This is a genomic window from Curtobacterium poinsettiae (assembly GCF_047226435.1).
Taxonomy (GTDB): domain Bacteria; phylum Actinomycetota; class Actinomycetes; order Actinomycetales; family Microbacteriaceae; genus Curtobacterium; species Curtobacterium poinsettiae.
Map to the genome: position 1 here is coordinate 40,191 of NZ_CP178435.1, position 16,545 is coordinate 56,735.

The following is a 16,545-nucleotide window of genomic DNA, read 5'->3' on the forward strand; positions in this document are numbered from 1 at the left end:
TTGGTGTCGGTTAGGCGCCGGGGATCTGCTTGCAGTTCGCCGACACGGACCCGAGGAAGATCGACACCACCCCGACGGCCGCACCGATCAGGGCTGCGCCGCCGATCCACCAGCCGAGACCCTTCAAGGTCTCGCCACCATCGTGGCGGCGACCGGAGAAGAACATGCCGATCCCGAGGATGATCAGCGCGATGACGCCGAGCGAGATCGCGACGATGCGGGTCCAGAGAGTGGCGGTGTCGAGGGCGTCCTGCGCCTTCCCGGGCAGGCAGTACGCCTGTGCGACGACCATGCCGGCGCGGTTGGTGGCGTCGAACGCACGCGGTGACTTCGCGACGACGGCGTAGATGGCGTTGCTGATCATTCGGCCTTCTCCTTGTTTGACTGCGCCCCCAGGAGCGCCTTGGTGACCCGTTGCACGGGACGGGCGAGCTGCCCGGCCAACGCAGGGGAGATTTCTGCCACCGCCCGGAGGCGTGGAAGCCACGGCACCGGCACGACCGGTACAGCGCCGGCGAGCACGCGCTGCTCGCGCGCCGCGGCCGGGACCGGCTTGCCGGGTGCATCAGCGACGACGAGGACCGCGTCGACCGCGGCCGTGCCAAGCGAGTGGATCGCGGCCTTGGTCGCGTTGATACCAGCGGGTGTCGACCGGCACACCAGGACGACCGGGCCGGCGAGCTCGTCCGCGAGCTCCGCCTCGGGAAGGGCGAGCAGTTGTGCCCACGTCGTCGCGCCAGCGGTGGGGTGCACGCCTACGATCGACGTCCGCCGAGCGGCGACCGCCGGTGGCAGGTCGACCCTGCCGGGGCCTGCCCATGTGGCTGCGTCGTCGCCCTGCGCGACAGAGCTGCCGTCGAGTCGAAGGACCACCTTGGTCACCAGCTGCCCGTCCGTCACGACGACGCGCACGGGAGCGGTTGCGTCGACCATCTGAGCGACAGCGTCGAGCACGCGTCGCCGCACGTCCTCCCCCGCTGCGACGGTGAGCACGTGGCCGTTAACTGCCCACATCGGCCCGAACGCGTGCGTCACGGCGACCGGTGGGACGAGCTCCGCGGCGCACTCGGTGCAGTACCGAGTTCCGAGCTTCGTGCCCCCGCACTGTGGGCATGTGCGGACGCTGTCATCACCGGAGGTCAGCGAAGGATCGGACCAGTCCGAGCTTGCAGCGGCGGGAGTCGCCATCGTGTGCCTCCAACGGGGGTAGAAACCATCGTTGAAGGCAGCGTAGCACTACGCGCTATGCGTTGCGCTAGTCAGTATGTGTTTTGCTACGCATTATGCGTAGTGAGGCTACGGCTGCTTACGTGCCGCTTCGATCTCCTCGAGGAGTGCAGTCAGCCGGTTGAGGTGCTCGGTCGACACGTCCTGGCCCAGTGTGCGGGCGGCGTGCAGCTGCACAGGGCTCGTTCGCTCCGCAAGTGTGAACCGGAGGGCGGCGTCGATGGTTTCCGTCAACTGGCTGTCTGGCCCGATGAGGTAGGCGGGGTCGACCTCGAAGTACTGCGCGATCGCGGACAAGAGCAGCTTGTCGTCGACGAGGTACTTGTTCCCGGCGCGCATGTACTCCCACCGGGAGCGGCTGAGCTTGATGTAGCGGTCCGCGAGGTAGTCGCGGATCTTCGTGTACGTGACGGGTGCACCGTCGGGCGCCATGATCGTGCGGCAGAGCAGGTCGAGCTTGCGGGCTAGGGCGGCCCGCTGCTCCTTCTGCTCGTCGGTGAGCTTGTCGTAACTCATGCTGTGGACTCGATTCGGGTCGGGCCTGGTCTGTGTTCGGTGTCGGGATTCGGGAGGAGTAGTTGCGGAACGATGCTGCCGGCGAAGCTCGCGCTTGTGGCACCCATCATCAGGTGGATCAACTGCCGCTCGTACCAGCGTGGCTGGAACTGCCGCAATCGGATGTTGTCCTCCAGCTCTGCCCAGCGTTGCCAGAGTGCCAGCTCCGCGACCTCTCCGCGACTCCTGAATGCGGCCTGGTGGCGTTCGGATCGTGTGTGAACGCTGTACTCGGGGTTTGTGAGCATGGCGCGGTCGCTGACTGGGATTGACACGATGAGCAGGACCCGTCGCCATGCGGGGACGAGGACTGGATGAGCGGCTGCCACGACGACACCAACGGCCGTCACCACACACATGGACACGACCGCGATTTCCCACAACGGCTCAACGTTGCCCGTCATGAGCGCGTGCGGGGCCACGGTGGCGCGCACCACACCGATGACGAGGCTCTCGCTCACCCACAGCAGGTCGACCACGGCGGCGACGCCAATGAGGCTCACACCCCAACGGGTGGTCCACTCGCCGTAGCCGGGTAGCCCCTTGAAGGCGACGCGGAGGACCTGGATGCCGAACAGGCCGACACAGATCGGCAGGATTGCGGCGAAGAGTTCGCGCAGGGGTTCCCCGGTGTACCTGCCGAGGTACGGGTCAGACACGGACCAGTCGGCTGCCATGAACAGCGCGGACTGCGTGGCGATCATGACGAAGGTCACGGCCCACACACCAGCTTCGACCAGGCGGATCCGGCTGCCGCTCATCGCCCGGATCACCATCACCTCGAGGCAGCCGAGGGCCACGATCACGGCGGACCGATACAGCAGGTTCGTCAGGTTCTCCCCGCCGAGGAACCTGTCCACGACAACGTAGAGCCACGGCGCTTGCAGACTGCATCCGATGGCCCAGAACACGACACCGGTTGGCAGCATCGAGTTCTTGCCCCGGACGTTCGGGAACAGCATCGCTGCAGCGGCGATCCACACTGATATCACCGTGGCGATGCCCGTCACGGTGATCCAACTGGGCCCACCTGTCATCGCTCGAACACCCGCCCGAACTGGAAGTCCTTCCCGCGGCCCTTCTCGTAGCGCAGGACACGCACCGCGAGTTCGGCGCCAACCATCTCCGCTAGGCGCTCCTCCTCTGCGGAGAAGTCGCTGTGCTGGAACGTGAAGTCGAGACGTCGGCCGAGCGGGATGGCTGTTCCAAGGAGCTCAACGATCTCTGGGTTGGCGCCGATGTTCTTCCCGGCGCCATTCGGCGAGGCGATCATGTGGCCGTGCTCGTGCTGGATGATGAAGTACTGCACGGTGGGATTGCCGGGCGGGCAGTAGACCATGTCGACGTTCTGCTCAAGGTCAGATCCCCAGACCCCGTGGATTTCTTTGCCTTCGAGGTTCGAGGCCACGTAATACTCGAGGTCGCGTCCAGTGATGTCCTGCAGACGACGCTGCAGATCCATCATCGAGAGCGATTCCGGGATCCCGCGGTCATCGAGCAGCTTGAGTGCGGCTTGATCGACTCTTCCCGCCATGTTGGGACTCCCCTTCCGACTCGCCGATGGTTCCCGAAGTGCTACGCATCCAGCGTAGCCCGTCTGATCCCGGGTAGGCTCTGGCCTCATGCAGGACACAGACGCCAATCAGGTGTGGGACGTCGTAGTCGTGGGTGCCGGCCCTGCAGGGGCCACGGCAGCACGCTACGCCGCTCTCGGCGGCGCCCGCGTGCTGCTGCTCGACAAGGCTACGTTCCCCCGGTACAAGACGTGCGGTGGCGGCATCATTGGTCAGTCGCGGCACCGGATGAACGACCATGCTCTCGCAACGATCGAGGCGGACGTCCCCGAGGTGGGTTTCTCGCATCGCATGGGTCGCGTGACCCGCGTTCGCACCCAGGCACCCTTCGTTGCGATGGTCGACCGGGAACGATTCGACCAGGCCAACGTCGACGCGGCTAAGGAAGCCGGCGCCGATTTCCGCGACGGCGCCAACGTCCGATCCCTCACGGACGAGGACGGGCAAACCCGTCTCGCTCTCTCAGATGGCGACGAACTGTTTGCACGCGTCGTCATCGGCGCCGATGGCTCCGGCGGACGCGTCGGCCGGCATGTCGGTGTTGTCATCGAGCGGACCGACCTCGGCCTCGAGGTCGAAGTCCCCCGCCGACCAGAGGACGCCGCGACCGGCGTCCTGCTGGACTGGGGCCCTCGCCCAGGCACGTACGCGTGGGTGTTCCCCAAGGAGAAGACCCTCACCGTTGGCGTCATCGAGCGAAAGGGCTACGGGGACCAGACGCGGGGCTACTTGAACGACTGGATCAAACGACTCGACCTGCATCCCACTGACCAGGACCGCAGCAGCGGACACCTCACTCAGTGGCGCGCCCATAACTCCCCGCTGCGCCGCGGCACCGTCGTGCTCGCCGGCGAGACGGCGGGGCTCCTTGAGCCGTGGACACGTGAAGGGATCTCCTTCGCCCTCCGCTCCGGTGAATGGGCAGGTATCGCCGCGGCCGCGTTCGCCGGCGGTGACGCTGCTGCCCTCGACCGCTACGAGGCGCAGGTACACGCGGAGCTCGTGCCCGAGATCAACGCCGGCGAGAAGCTGCTGCGCATGTTCACCCGGTTCCCGGGCGGCTTCCACTTCCTGATCTCCAAGACCCCCATCGGACGGAACTACTTCGTGCGGTTCTGCCGCGGCGAGACGACTCTGACTCGCGCGTTCCGGCACCGTTGGGTGCAAATCGTCGCCGGGTGGTTCCAGTGAGTGCCACGATCGGACACGCCGAAGCAGCTTCCCGGGGTAACCACGGTGTTAACACCAGACTCGTGACCATGCCCGGATCTAACGCAGGTGTGAAGCGGAACCGTCTCCCGCGCGGCGTCGAACCCGCACGGCCCGATATCCGGTTGCATCCGGACACCGGGAAGGCGTTCACGGACGCTGCCCGCGCCTCCGGCAACCTCAGCGTGTCCCTCTACCTGGAGCGGCTTCGTGCTCAGTACGAGGCCGAGTTCGGCGCGCTGCCGGTCTTCGACCAATCTCTGGAGGCCGCCCACCCAGCCGCTTAAACGACAGAACCCCCGCCGAGGCGGGGGTCCGGGGCCAAGCCCCAAGTCATGTATCTCACTGCCTGTCTAGTCGCCAAACGGGTCAGGTTGTGAGTTCCGAGAGAAGAAGCCCGGTTACCCGGGAGCCTTCGTCGTACCACCACCCCGAGAGGAGGAGGTGTCGCCATCGTAACGCACGTTGCTGCGCCCGGTACATACTCACCTGCCCGCGTGTCCGCAGCGGACACTTCGTCCGCCTGGGCGCTCACGCGCGTCCTGTCTCCTCGGCGCCGTGTGCGCGTGGCTGCTGTCGACGCGTACGGCGCCGTCGTGAACTCCTACGCCGGCCGTGGGGCCGCCGTCACCAGCGACGTCCCGGCGCGGCCGTGGGCGATGAACCTCGCCGACGACGAGCACCGCTACCGCTACCTCGGCTTCGACCTCGACACCAAACACGTCGGACTCAAGGTCGTCAAAACCGACACCGACACCATCCGCCGGCTCCTCGACGACGCCGGCATGCCACACCTGGTCTGCCAGTCCGGCCCCTCCGGCGGCCGCCACATCTGGGTCGCCCTCATCGACGGTGTCAGCGCTGACACCGTCGCTACGATCGCCCGCGACCTCGCGCGGGTCTGCAAGAGCCTCGACAAGGCTCCCCTGTCGAACCCTGCAACTGGTTGCCTCCGCCCACCGCTGAGCCCGCACCGCGATGGAGGGCGCTCCACCCCGATCATGGGCACGCTCGCCGCGCTCACGACGCCAAGCGCCCGGGCGCACCAGGTGCGTGCCCTCGCGATCGCCGCCGGCGAGCTCGCGGCGGCCACCGCGCCCGACGCCGCACTCGACGCTGGACGCCCTCTGCCGCTGGACCACCACGGGCGCCTCTACCTGCCCGGCACACGACGGCCGCTCGCAGCACGCAGCGCGGCCGCGCTGCAGGACGACGCGGCCGCCGGCGACGCGTCCGCCTCCCTGTGGCGGGTCCTCGTCGGCGCTGCAGCCGCACGGTGGCGGTACGCGGACGTCCTGGCACGCCGCGACGAGCCCGGCCTCGAGCACGTCCGCACCGTTCGTGCCGGCAGCCGCCGCGCTCCGCGGCCGACCACCGGCGAGCAGTCCCCTCTCCGGGTCCTCGCTCGTCAGTGGGACAAGGCCGTCCGCTACGTCGCAGCGAACCCTCGCGGCGCCGGCGATGATCCGACCTTCGATGGCCGAGCCGGCGCGATCGCGGACCTCGTCGACTCCCTGCAACAGCGCGCCGAGGCCTCTCCCGGACGCTGGAGCTCCGGAGGCGGCCCTGCGGACCGACGGGTCCTCGACGCGCTCAGCCTCCTTGCCCTGCAAGCCGTCAGCGTCTCCGTGGAGGCCGACATCCGCCGACTGGCCCTTCTGTGTGGCATCGGGCGTGAGACCGCGCGTACGGCGCTCCTCCGCCTCGCTGCGGACGGGTGGATCGCCAACACCGCCGCCCACGAAGGCACCCGAGCTGCGCACTGGACGATCGACCCACAGAACGCTCTCCACAGGGATACCGACCGGGGTCGGTCACAAGCGGACCCGCGCCCCGGAGGGGCCGGGGCCGCCCACCGCACCCACCTTCTGTCCGAGCTCACCGACCGACAGCAGACACGCACCCACGACACTTTCACCGCGGGCACCGGGCTGGGCCTACACACTGGGAACGTCTATGCGCGGATCCTGACCTCCCCCACGCTCGACGACACACGGACGCTGCGGACGCTCCACCGCCACGGTCTGACCCGCTGGACGCACAACGGTTGGACCGCTGCGCCGCTCGGCGAACGAGACCGCGTCGCGCAGCGCATTGGCGCCGCCGGCACTCTCCATGCGCGACAACACCGCTACGCCGTCGAGCGTGAGGCCTGGGCTTGGTGGCAAGGCGAACTCGCCTGGATGGCCTCCCCCGGCCGTCAACGCCCGGGCCGACGCCCCTCCCCCGACGCCATCACGCTCTACGACGACGGCACCAACCGACACGGCAAACACCCGCGCACCACCGACGGCCGCGCCGACTTCCGTGCTGCCCGCCAGCTCATCAGCGCCACCGGACGTCTTCCACGCGTCAGCCCACTCGCCAACGGCCGATCTGCCGCTTAGGCCAGCCCGACAAGATCCGCGGACGACTGCGCTATCGGCGCACTACTGCTGGTCCGGGAGGAATTCGTCCGCGAACTCAACCCAACCGCTGCCAGCCTCTGCGCCCAGTGCCGGCAGCACCGGAAGCGCTCCGTCCACGAAGGGGGCGACGAACACCGGGCCCTCGCGAACGACGACCCGACGGGTGACCACGACGTCCTCCGCGAAGGCGTCATGCAAGAACGGCAAGATCCGTCTGCCGTGCAGCCATTCGAGCGTGTTCAGTGTCCGGATCGTCAACACCATGACGCGCGCCACGAGCGGAACAGCGGCATGGAAGCGTTCCTCGACACCAAACGAGTGCGCACCTTGACGCTTGTCGGTGTCGGCGTGCACAACGTCGCCGTAGATCCACGCATATGCAAGCTCGTGGTCCGCCAGCGCTTCCTCCGGCGCCTCCCCTTGCTTCACCCGCACCTCGTACGCTGAGCGGCTGACCTTCTGCGACGCGACGACCTTCCAGTCCTCGCGCAGCTTCTTCAGCGCCGCGATCGCGTCGGCGTCGGCGCCGGTCTCGCGAGCGAAGTACAGCAGCGCGTTCATCGTCTTGATGCAGTGCGCATCTTCCTCGTTGAGCAACAACGGCCGGATCCGTGCAGCCGCACTCTCGACCTGCTCTTCCGGCGGATACTCCGACCGCACTGTCGTCTCTCGCGTCTCGGCGTTGACCGTCACCGTGAAGCTCGGGTTCTGCAGCTTCGCCAGCGCGTCGAGATCCTCAGCGAGCGAATGCGCCCGCACGCGTCGCGCGCGCAGCACGAACGCGATCAGCGCTCGCTCCTGCCGTTCCCGAACCTCAGCTGGATCCATGAGCAAATCCTCCACGACCCCACCGACGCTGGCCTCTCCCCCGCGAGCCCACAGGTCCCCGTACCGGCACCGGGAAGAGCCTCAGAGGCCATGTCACTCTTCGGGCCCGGACCCGGACCCGTGCAGCAGCTTCGGGACCTCGATTCGGCTGCATAGCATCTGCTAGCAACTAATAGCAGCTGCTAGTGATATCACCTGCTTGCATGTGCTAGCCTGCTAACAGGCACTATTGCCTGCTGGATTGGGCTAGCGACTGATAGTGCGTGATAGCAACGGCACACGAAAGGGGTTGCGATGATCACCCTCGTAGGAGGAACCAAGGGAGGCCCGGGCAAGAGCACGGTCGCCACCAACATCGGGGCGGCGCTCGCCCATCAGGGCAAGAGCGTGATCCTCGTCGACGCCGACAAGCAGCGATCGCTGGCCAAGTGGCACGCACGTCGAGTGGACGCCGGCGTTGAACCCGCGATGACGCTCGTCGAGAAGCGCGGCAACGTGCACGCCGCCCTGCGTGATCTCGACAAGCTCTACGACCACGTGATCGTTGACGTCGCCGGCGATGACAACCAGGAGATGCGAACAGCGATGACCGCCGCGGATCTCATGATCGTCGTCCTCCGCGCCAGTCAGTTCGACGTCGAGACGCTCGAGGAGTTCGACGAGGTGATCTCGACGGCCCGCGACTTCAACCCGGACCTGGAGGTCCGTAGCCTGCTGAGCCAGGCACCCACCAATCATAACGAGACGGAAACAGAAGACGTCTCCGAGTTCATCGTGGAGTACCCCCAGGTCAAGCCCCTCGAAACCGTTCTGTACTCGCGCAAGGCCTACCGCGACGCCGCCGCTCCTGGCCTTGGAGTGATGGAGCTCCCTGTATCGAAGGCGAAGCAGGCGCGGGCTGAGATTCAGGAGCTCACGGCGGAGGTGTACGGCTGATGCCTATCGCACGGAACAAGAAGACCGAGGCGGACCCCGACGCGATCGCCGCGTTCGGGGCCGCGGCCGACGCCCTGCCTCCCGAGACGCCCGCGACATCCCAGGCGACCGCCCCGGTGAAGGCACGGCCGCAGAGTGCGGGCGATGCGCCGTTGACGGCCCTCGTGCGCTGGCGCGGGCACGAAGCACTCCGAGACCGCATCGCCGACTACAACAAGGCGACCAGGTACCCGAATCACGCGATCATGCTGCGAGCGATGGAGATCGGCATGGAGCACATCGAGAAGAACGGCATGGAGTAGCACGCGCTAGCCTTTGCTAGTTGCTGCTAGCTCACACATGCACGTAATAGCGCCTGCTATCATTTGATAGCAGGGGCTATCTATGTGGGAAGGGAGCACGGGTATCGTGTCTGGAAGTCGGCGCCCTACGTGCCCGCCGGCTCGGTGCCCCTGGCCCAATCCGGGGGCACCACCACTCAACGGTCGTTCCAGACCCGTTGAAACCTCGGGGCGGGGGGAAGATCGCTGCCGGTCCAGGCGAGATCTGCCAGCCCGCCTCGGGCCGCGACCACGTCGAGAGCAGTCTTGAATCCCAGCAGCGCCGCGTCGAGCGCGAGACTCACAGTTGCTAGGTCGGCCGACATCGTCGCGGTGAGAATGCCGCCTCCGTTGTTGTCCTTCACCTCGAGGCTCGCCATGCTGATAGCACGTGATAGCGACGGATGCGTGAGGCCGGACACGAAGTGCCACGCACCACGGACTTCGCCGACGCTCATGCCGATGACCGGCGCGATTGCTTCCATGATCGGTCCAAACCCGGGCATGCCTCGTTCGTCGATCTCCACGCCGAGACGAGCAGCATGGTCGAGCAGTCGACGTTTCTCGGAACGGACTTGCCTCGAGTTCTCGCGTCGCATCTTCTGCTTGGCGGACCTCTCGGCGGCGTCGTCTGTCAGCTCGGGCGTCGACGCGACCACAACCGCCCTGTCATCGTGCGAAAGGTCCGAGAGCCGAGCCTCACGCGTGCGTTTCACCCGCACAAGACGCTCGTCGGGAGCAACCAGCCACGTCGCAAGACCGGAGCCCTCGATGACGGTTCGGAGGAGCGGGTAGAGGCCGATGATGGGGACTCGAATGTCCTCGCCGTCAGCCAGGACGACGAGCGCCGTTCTCAATGCGTCGCTGGAGACGTTGAGGGCATAGGGCACCAGATGGGACGTGTGAAACGGAGCTGTCGCTTCGTCGTCGGCCAAGAGCTCCGATCCCGGCCGGGCGATCTCGGGGACACTCACCCGATCATCGTGAGCGACCACTGACCGCAGTATCAGCATCTGCCAGTTCAGGCGCTCGTTGGCCTCCGCTTCGTCCCCACTCGGACCCACGATCCTCACCATTGGTGCCCCCTCTGACAGCATCCGCTACCGTGTGATAGCAGATGCTATCAGTGACTAGCTGCCCTCAGCGCTCAGTGCGGGGGAGTGCAAGGTCCGCTGAGGTGGCGTCCGACCCGCGCTTCAACGCCCGGTAGACCGTGGCCCGGGCGACGTCGAACAGCTCCGCGAGCTCGCCGGTCGTGTAGTCACCTGACCGATGCATCGACACCAGGAGCGCTTCGCGCTTGGGGGAGAGCTTGGGCTTGCCACCCCTCAGTCGACCCTTCGCTCGAGCAGTGGCCATGCCCTCTCGGGTTCTGGCGCTGACCAGGTTCGCTTCGAACTCAGCGAAGACCGACAGCATGCCGAAGATCATGCGCCCCATCGGGTCGAGAGGGTCGTACACGGATCCGTTGAAGCTGAGGCGGACGTCCTTTGCTGCGAGCTCGGCCGCGATCGTGCTGGCGTCGACGGCGGAGCGGGCGAGCCGGTCGAGCTTGGTGACCACGAGCGTGTCTCCGGCCCAGCATGCGGCGATCGCCTGTTCAAGCCCGGGGCGGGCTCGGTTCGTGCCGGATCGTCCATGGTCGACGTCTGTTGAGACACCGGGATCTGTGGCCGTTCACGCTAAGTCGCGCGATTCTGATCACGATCCGCCGCGGTTCATCTGTTTGGTCCGCGCCCCGGGGCAACGGGGATCGAGGCCTAGGCTGAAGTAGTGGAGGACGCGGAGTTTGAGCAGTTCAAGCAGGCGTTCGCATCGGTTGAAGGTCGGAAGCGATACGGCGTCGACCGTTACAGCCAAGCCCACGCCCAGGCGCTGCTCACGAACTATGACCGAGGGGTGAACACGAACTTAAGGGGCATCTTCAACCAGCGTGCGGCGCTGCGTCGTGCCGCTACCAGGGAGACGCAGGAAAGCTCGAGTGCACGCATTCGAGCGTCCTCCTTCAGGACGAGTGTCCTTCTCGTTGTCTTCGGGGTCGTAGCCCTCATCTTCGGAGCGAACGCCGCCCACAACCACACCGAATCGGTACAGCTTCCGTGCGTGAACGTCCAACACCTCGGAGAGCAGCGATCTCATCGCGAGTGCCCGACGAGGGATGAGCCCAAGCATGATGCTGCGCGAGGCCTGTTCATCGGAATCTCGGTCGTAGGCGGTGGTGTCGTGCTGTGGGGTGCAGGCTCAATTGCGCTTCGCGATCAGCCTCGGAACGCCACTGCGCAGGCGACACGTCGTCGTCGGCCGTTGTAGAAGCTGCCCTCATACCGGGCGGGGCTGACGCATGCGGGAGAGGTTCGTCCAGTCCTAGACGCCCAATTGGGGTACACCCCAACTGGACGTCAGACATGACGTCAAGGGGTGTCTGACCGCGGCCCGATCTCGAATTTTCTGACACTTCCTGGGGAGGGCCTTGGACTTCAACTAGACAAGTAGGGGTCGGAGGCGACGTGTCGGGTCAGTGGGTCGGGTACGTGCGGGTGAGCACGTTGGATCAGGGCGCAGTTCGTCAGCTCGACGGCATCGCGCTGAATCGGCGGGTGCCTGGACGCGTTCGCCCGTGGCGAGCAGGAGAAGGTCGACTTCCGGGCCTACCCGGTGCCATCCGGTGAGTGCCTGCCCCGGCACGCGTGACTGACGATCAATGACATCGACGCCGCCCTTGACGGGATGCCGGGCCCGCTCATCGCCCCCTTCCTTGACGATGTCCGGGGGCTTGAGGACAGTGCTGTCCCAACCTCTCAGCGGTTGTCGGGGTGCACCCGCTCCGCGGCGATCGCCTCGAGTTCTTCGAGGGTGAGGGGGTAGTCGCGTCCGAAGGTCGGGCGTCGACGGGAGCGCACGCGGCGGTACTCGCTCAGCATCCTCATGTAGGTGTCCAGCATCTTCTTGTGAGAGTTCCCGCCGGTTCGTCCCTTGATGAAGTCGGCCTGTTCCTCCCACCGGTCGTCATTGATCATGAACCTCGCGTACGCCGCCATCTTGCTTTCGAGCTGGTCGTTGAAGTCGAAGCCCCGGAAGGACAAGTCCTCCTCGAGGTCCTCCGGCACCGTGATTCCTTGCTGGCGGAGGATCTTGATGCTGTCACCGGTCATCCGGAAGAGTTCGAAGATGTCCATGACGCGGAGCGAATCACGAGCGCTCAGTTCGGCGGAGATTCCCGCGTACTCGGTTTCGTACTCGAGCGTGAACCCCTCTTCGAGCACCCGCGCGCGCTCGAGCTGGTACTCCTCGTCGCCGTCGGAGTCAGTCTCCGTGTCCTTGGGGAGTACGCGACCGAGGATGCGGTGCAGGAGGGACAAGATGTGCCGATCCTTCGGCGACAGCGTCTCAGGCGTGTAGCCATCCCGGGTCACTCGATTCCCGAGGTCCATGACAGCTTCACGGATGAGGGCGCGGATGAAGTCGCTAACAGTGACTCCTGCCTCGTCGGCTTGACGCTGCAGAGCGTCCCTAGTCTCGTCATCCAAACGGACTGTTGTTGTGGGCATGACCCCTCCGTATTTGCGTACGCCAGGATGACGTATCTGTATTACTGTAGCACGACCAGTCTTGGGCTAGGTCGTGGCGAGCGTCGGGGAACGTGGTGGTTCGCAGTCGGTGAGCGGGCACGTCAGCGATCGACGCTCCGCCGCCGCATCGGCACCGAGGCGCGGCGCGACCACCCGGACGCGAGTTGGACTCTGAAATCGTCCAGTCGTGAGCAGAACGTTTGGCCGCTAGGCAATCGAGCGCTACTTGCCGGGTGCCCAGTCCTGCCCGGCTCCCGCAGGGTAGACGACGCCGGCCCGTCACCCTGACGAGGGCTGGCGCCGGGAGCCCGCCGCCGGTCACGCTGAACGCATGGCGAACCTCGACCACTGCATCGTCTGCGACCGGCCTGTCCCGATCGGCACACCGGACTTCTTCGAGCAAGACGGACAACGCGCGCACCTCGGATGCGTCGTCGCCGGCATCTCCGACCTCTTCACGCCACAACGCCCATAGCGCGTACTCGTGCCAGTCAGTGCTCAACGGTGCCGGCCCCGCGGCGCGCCCGTTTGAGGTCAGCCCGTCCCACCTCCAGGTTCCGCTCCGCCGACTCCCGCAGTAGCTGCATTGCCTCCGCGAACGTGGCGAAGTCAGCGAGCGTCTCGTCGCGTTCGATCGCAGTCGCCCACTGCGTGGTCTCGCGTGTGAACACGTCGAGCAGCCGACGGGAGCGGGCGACGAACTCGGTCAGCCACCGGATCACCAGATCGGCGGGTGTTGCAGCCTCACGTAACTGGTTCCCGACCGAGTTCGCCAACGTGTTCGCTCCATCGAGCGCGGCTTTGGCCTCTTGCATTGCCACCTCCCCGGCTTCCATTAGCGCACGTGCCCTCTCGGGATCGGCCCCGTGCTCGAGCCGCTCGGCATGCGCGTTGGCGCCGTTTGCCTCGCCGGTAGTAGCGAACGTGAACAGTGCAACGCCGGACCGGTCCGCAGCCGCCACCGCCTGCGCGCTGTAGCCGCCGCTGGCGTAGAACACCGCATGCCCGATCCCGTGCGCCGCACCCCGAAGACGCTGTACGTCCGGCGACCCGACCGGCACCGCCAGGTGCTTCACCTGCGCGACCGCGTCTGTCGCGATGATGATGTCGATTCCGCCGTCTGCTCCGGCAGTCGTTCGTCGAGCGTCGGTAAATCCCATCGCCCGCATATGGCCGGCAGCGAGCTCCTCCGCCATCTGCCAGGTGAAGATGACCCGCAGGGTTCGTGCCGCGGAGGGTGGAAGCACTGAGGCAAGATGAGGTCGCGGTGGTCGCAGCCGTGTCGCTGACGCAAGAACGGGGTCCCACTCATGGAGGAGAACATCGACAGCCGACTAGGTAGTGCCGACAACACCGAACGTACTGCGGTGCTGCTGGGGGCGGGTGCCTCGAAAGACGCCGGACTTCCCCTCACCTCGGAACTTGCGGGCGCGATCGTTGACAAGGCGAATGAGGCTGGACATGGTCCTTCGCGAGGAAGACCGGACTGGGTTCGTGCGATTAATGCGGTCTACGCAGGCATGGTGGGGTATCAGGGTGCACGCGGAGAGAATCCGCGGTCCGCCGTTAATATTGAAACCTTAATATCTGCGGTTCGGTTGCTCCGTGATCGCGAGAATCACGAAGTGGCACCGTTTGTTGCGAGTTGGTCGGCGGCGCTCAGCAACTTTGGTTCATCTAATCTCCCGACTCAATCGGGTAAAGCCATCTTAGACTCGGTCGGGAAGGCCTTGAGTTCGCGAATTGGATTCGAAGACCGAAACATCACCGAGGCTGTCGCTAGAATTGCTCGGGCGGCACTTCGCCCCGATCTTAAGGAGCCCTTCGAGCGGGCCGAGGAATTTATCCTCGCATCTCTAGTTGAACTGCTCGGTGCCCACGGAGACGTCTCCTACTTCGCTCCACTCCTTCAGCTAGCGCGGGAGCAGGTTGGGGGGGTCGATGTGATCACCCTGAACTATGACCTTACTGTAGAAACAGCTGCCGCAAACGAAAACATCTCTGTTAATCGCGGCGTCGAGGGGTGGCGCCCAGGCGAGTATCTCCAGTTCCTGCCAGTCGACGGCCAATTGAATCTCATGAAGCTTCACGGATCGTTGGACTGGCAACCATCGGTTTCCCCAGATGCACCTCACTCGCAGCTCTCACCACGCGGGATTCGTGTTGTCCCGCCCGAGGCATCTCCAGAGACGTGGGGGCATCAGCGCCGCGACCTGCCCTGGATTGTGGTTGGTGATCGGGAGAAGCTGGCAACCGACGGGCCAACACTTGTTCTCAATTTCGCTGCACGATCAGCGTTGCTCCGTGCCACGCATCTCGCTGTGGCGGGCTACTCCTTCAGCGATGTGCATATCAATGCGATGATCCGCGATTGGTTGGGTGGGGACTCGGCGCGCACGATGTCAATCCTCGATCCCCATTGGCCTCGGCAGCGTTTCTACGACACGAGTGAGGACTTCCGGTCCGCGCTGATGGCTGAGTATGGGAGACGATTCGACGGCCGAGGGCGTGGCATTTTGGCTCGAGTGCAGCCCGTTGAAGGGACCACTGGGGATCGACTTGGTGAGTTGCTTAGTTCACGGCCGAGTCTCGCGCCAGACCCCATCGTGACCGTTGCTGTCACACAAAATGAGGATTCCGTTCGATTTGACGTGACGTGGCTAGGACTGGCCCTCACCGAAGTTAGCCTGACGGTAAGGCCGCTGACTGAACCAGGCTCTAACTATGGATTCTCTGCAACTACGCCCCTTTTTGATGCGCTACCGATCCCAGCCGAGACGTCTTCTCGTGGGCTATGGGGTTCTGGAATGTCGCGGGAGTTCTGGGGGACGGGTGTCACGGTGACTGTCTACGCTCCTCCGGAGACGGTTTTACCCGTGGAGCTAGATATCGACGGCTCAACGATTGCCGGTGTGGAAGGATGGCGCGGAACGGTAGGGGCGGCCTAACCGAAAACAGACAGACTGGCTTTGGCATGCTGACATAAGAGCGCCGTATTGGCGCGATCGAGAAGAGTCGGCCACCTCGAGGGTGACTGGCTGTTTAGCGTGGGGAGCGGCGTAGCACGCGTAGGGGATGGCTTGGCCGAGACGACCTCGGGAGGAGACCTTCGGGGGTGGTCGCGTTCTCCCGCGGATCTTCGTGAAGTCGTCCGAGCCCCGAGCCCCGAGCCCCGAGCCCCGAGCCCCGAGCCCCGAGGTCCCGAGGTCCCGAGCTCTTGATCGCTGATACCGCGCTCGGAGGGTCCAATGTGGCCAGGAGTCCGAGTGCCGACGTCGTCCGATGTGGCAGCTGGCTGCACCTCTGGGGCGAGGGGGCAGTCCGTGACGCCGTCGGTCGGCCAGTATGGATGGGCCACCCGACGAGAGGACGTTCGTGAGCCGCCATCGAGCCGATCGCTTGCGGAACGCACCGATGACGGCTGCGGACCGTAGGTAGGTTCGCGGTGTCGTCCGCTTCGTCGGCGCGATGGGTGTTCTCGTCTTCCTCGTCGTGGTCATCTTCGTCGCTCCGACCGTCCTGAGTTCGTACGACCTCGATCACCGACTGACGCTTCGCTGCCACGTCACGTCGGTAGAGGGGACCACTACCGCGGCGTCGGCGGCCCGAATCCGCGGGTCATCGTGACCTCCGCTGACTGCGGGAAACTCATCCTTCGCGAAGGCGTGACGCAGCGGAACTACCAGACGATCGCTGGCCGCATCAAGGCCCCGGGGGAGTACTCGATCGAGGTCGGTGCCGGGACGTGGAAGGTTCGTGGGCTGCTGCACACCATCCGCCGGAGTCCTTCAGCTTTCGGAGTCGAGCCAGCGTCCTGACGGACGAGTCACCAGTAGGGCCGGACGGAGCTGCAGAAGGCACGTGGGCCAGTCCATCCGCAACGCAGCGGTTTCGACCTACGGCGAGCTCGATGCCGTGG

At 65.6% G+C, this 16,545-nt stretch carries 17 protein-coding genes and 1 pseudogene; 7 read left to right on the forward strand and 11 right to left on the reverse strand.

Annotated features, from left to right (window positions below):
• Positions 1-10: 10 nt before the first annotated feature.
• From ACL00U_RS17120 to ACL00U_RS17140, 5 genes are all read right to left on the reverse strand, one after another.
• Positions 11-364: a hypothetical protein gene (locus tag ACL00U_RS17120; protein ID WP_259581521.1), complete on the reverse strand. Its 354-nt coding sequence runs from the start codon at positions 362-364 to the stop codon at positions 11-13.
• Positions 361-1,035, reverse strand: a complete 675-nt coding sequence (locus tag ACL00U_RS17125) for a hypothetical protein (RefSeq protein WP_214585442.1) — start codon at positions 1,033-1,035, stop codon at positions 361-363. Before ACL00U_RS17125 ends, ACL00U_RS17120 begins: the two co-directional genes overlap by 4 nt.
• Positions 1,036-1,296: 261 nt before the next feature.
• Positions 1,297-1,743, reverse strand: a complete 447-nt coding sequence (locus ACL00U_RS17130) for a hypothetical protein (RefSeq protein ID WP_214585444.1) — start codon at positions 1,741-1,743, stop codon at positions 1,297-1,299.
• Positions 1,740-2,792: a hypothetical protein gene (locus ACL00U_RS17135; protein WP_214585446.1), complete on the reverse strand. Its 1,053-nt coding sequence runs from the start codon at positions 2,790-2,792 to the stop codon at positions 1,740-1,742. The genes ACL00U_RS17130 and ACL00U_RS17135 overlap by 4 nt, the downstream gene beginning before the upstream one ends.
• Positions 2,793-2,815: 23 nt before the next feature.
• On the reverse strand, positions 2,816-3,316 hold the full coding sequence (locus tag ACL00U_RS17140) for a hypothetical protein (RefSeq protein WP_214585448.1): 501 nt from the start codon (positions 3,314-3,316) through the stop codon (positions 2,816-2,818).
• 88 nt (positions 3,317-3,404) lie between these two features.
• Here ACL00U_RS17140 and ACL00U_RS17145 point away from each other — a divergent pair, with 88 nt between their 5' ends.
• From ACL00U_RS17145 to ACL00U_RS17155, 3 genes are all read left to right on the forward strand, one after another.
• Positions 3,405-4,547 (forward strand): geranylgeranyl reductase family protein, encoded by a 1,143-nt coding sequence (locus ACL00U_RS17145; protein ID WP_214585450.1) that lies wholly within the window; start codon positions 3,405-3,407, stop codon positions 4,545-4,547.
• Positions 4,548-4,609: 62 nt separating this feature from the next.
• Positions 4,610-4,852 (forward strand): hypothetical protein, encoded by a 243-nt coding sequence (locus tag ACL00U_RS17150; protein ID WP_214585452.1) that lies wholly within the window; start codon positions 4,610-4,612, stop codon positions 4,850-4,852.
• A 279-nt stretch (positions 4,853-5,131) separates the two neighbouring features.
• Positions 5,132-6,952 carry a hypothetical protein gene (locus ACL00U_RS17155; RefSeq protein ID WP_259581528.1) on the forward strand — a complete coding sequence of 607 codons (1,821 nt, stop codon included), beginning with the start codon at positions 5,132-5,134 and terminating at the stop codon, positions 6,950-6,952.
• Positions 6,953-6,994: 42 nt separating this feature from the next.
• Here ACL00U_RS17155 and ACL00U_RS17160 read toward each other — a convergent pair whose 3' ends face one another.
• Positions 6,995-7,801 carry a hypothetical protein gene (locus ACL00U_RS17160; RefSeq protein WP_259581531.1) on the reverse strand — a complete coding sequence of 269 codons (807 nt, stop codon included), beginning with the start codon at positions 7,799-7,801 and terminating at the stop codon, positions 6,995-6,997.
• Between the two features lie 294 nt (positions 7,802-8,095).
• Here ACL00U_RS17160 and ACL00U_RS17165 point away from each other — a divergent pair, with 294 nt between their 5' ends.
• Both ACL00U_RS17165 and ACL00U_RS17170 read left to right on the forward strand, forming a co-directional pair.
• Positions 8,096-8,737, forward strand: a complete 642-nt coding sequence (locus tag ACL00U_RS17165; RefSeq protein WP_259581533.1) for an AAA family ATPase — start codon at positions 8,096-8,098, stop codon at positions 8,735-8,737.
• A complete protein-coding gene (locus tag ACL00U_RS17170) occupies positions 8,737-9,039 on the forward strand; it encodes a hypothetical protein (protein ID WP_259581536.1) in 303 nt (100 codons plus the stop codon). The genes ACL00U_RS17165 and ACL00U_RS17170 overlap by 1 nt, the downstream gene beginning before the upstream one ends.
• 176 nt (positions 9,040-9,215) lie before the next feature.
• On the opposite strand, the gene ACL00U_RS17175 is transcribed toward ACL00U_RS17170, so the two are convergent.
• The 4 genes and pseudogenes from ACL00U_RS17175 to ACL00U_RS17190 all read right to left on the reverse strand — a co-directional run bounded on the left by ACL00U_RS17175 (position 9,216) and on the right by ACL00U_RS17190 (position 12,605).
• The gene (locus ACL00U_RS17175; protein WP_259581538.1) at positions 9,216-10,133 is read right to left on the reverse strand and encodes a hypothetical protein; all 918 of its coding nucleotides are present in this window, start codon (positions 10,131-10,133) and stop codon (positions 9,216-9,218) included.
• Positions 10,134-10,197: 64 nt separating this feature from the next.
• Complete coding sequence (locus tag ACL00U_RS17180) at positions 10,198-10,416, reverse strand: helix-turn-helix domain-containing protein (RefSeq protein ID WP_371830581.1); 219 nt, start codon at positions 10,414-10,416, stop codon at positions 10,198-10,200.
• Positions 10,402-10,695 (reverse strand): annotated as a pseudogene (locus ACL00U_RS17185) (recombinase family protein); the annotation flags it as partial. The pseudogene ACL00U_RS17185 and the gene ACL00U_RS17180, both read right to left, overlap by 15 nt.
• Positions 10,696-11,855: 1,160 nt before the next feature.
• Positions 11,856-12,605, reverse strand: coding sequence for a YfbU family protein (locus ACL00U_RS17190; RefSeq protein WP_259581539.1), 750 nt, complete (start codon positions 12,603-12,605; stop codon positions 11,856-11,858).
• A gap of 352 nt (positions 12,606-12,957) precedes the next feature.
• Between ACL00U_RS17190 and ACL00U_RS17195 the strand changes: the two genes are divergently transcribed.
• A complete protein-coding gene (locus tag ACL00U_RS17195) occupies positions 12,958-13,101 on the forward strand; it encodes a hypothetical protein (RefSeq protein WP_259581542.1) in 144 nt (47 codons plus the stop codon).
• A 16-nt stretch (positions 13,102-13,117) separates the two neighbouring features.
• Here the strand turns inward: ACL00U_RS17195 and ACL00U_RS17200 are convergent, their stop codons facing one another.
• Positions 13,118-13,822 (reverse strand): restriction endonuclease, encoded by a 705-nt coding sequence (locus tag ACL00U_RS17200; RefSeq protein ID WP_262118660.1) that lies wholly within the window; start codon positions 13,820-13,822, stop codon positions 13,118-13,120.
• 114 nt (positions 13,823-13,936) lie between these two features.
• Here ACL00U_RS17200 and ACL00U_RS17205 point away from each other — a divergent pair, with 114 nt between their 5' ends.
• Positions 13,937-15,574, forward strand: a complete 1,638-nt coding sequence (locus ACL00U_RS17205) for an SIR2 family protein (protein WP_111045632.1) — start codon at positions 13,937-13,939, stop codon at positions 15,572-15,574.
• The last annotated feature ends 971 nt before the right edge of the window (positions 15,575-16,545 follow it).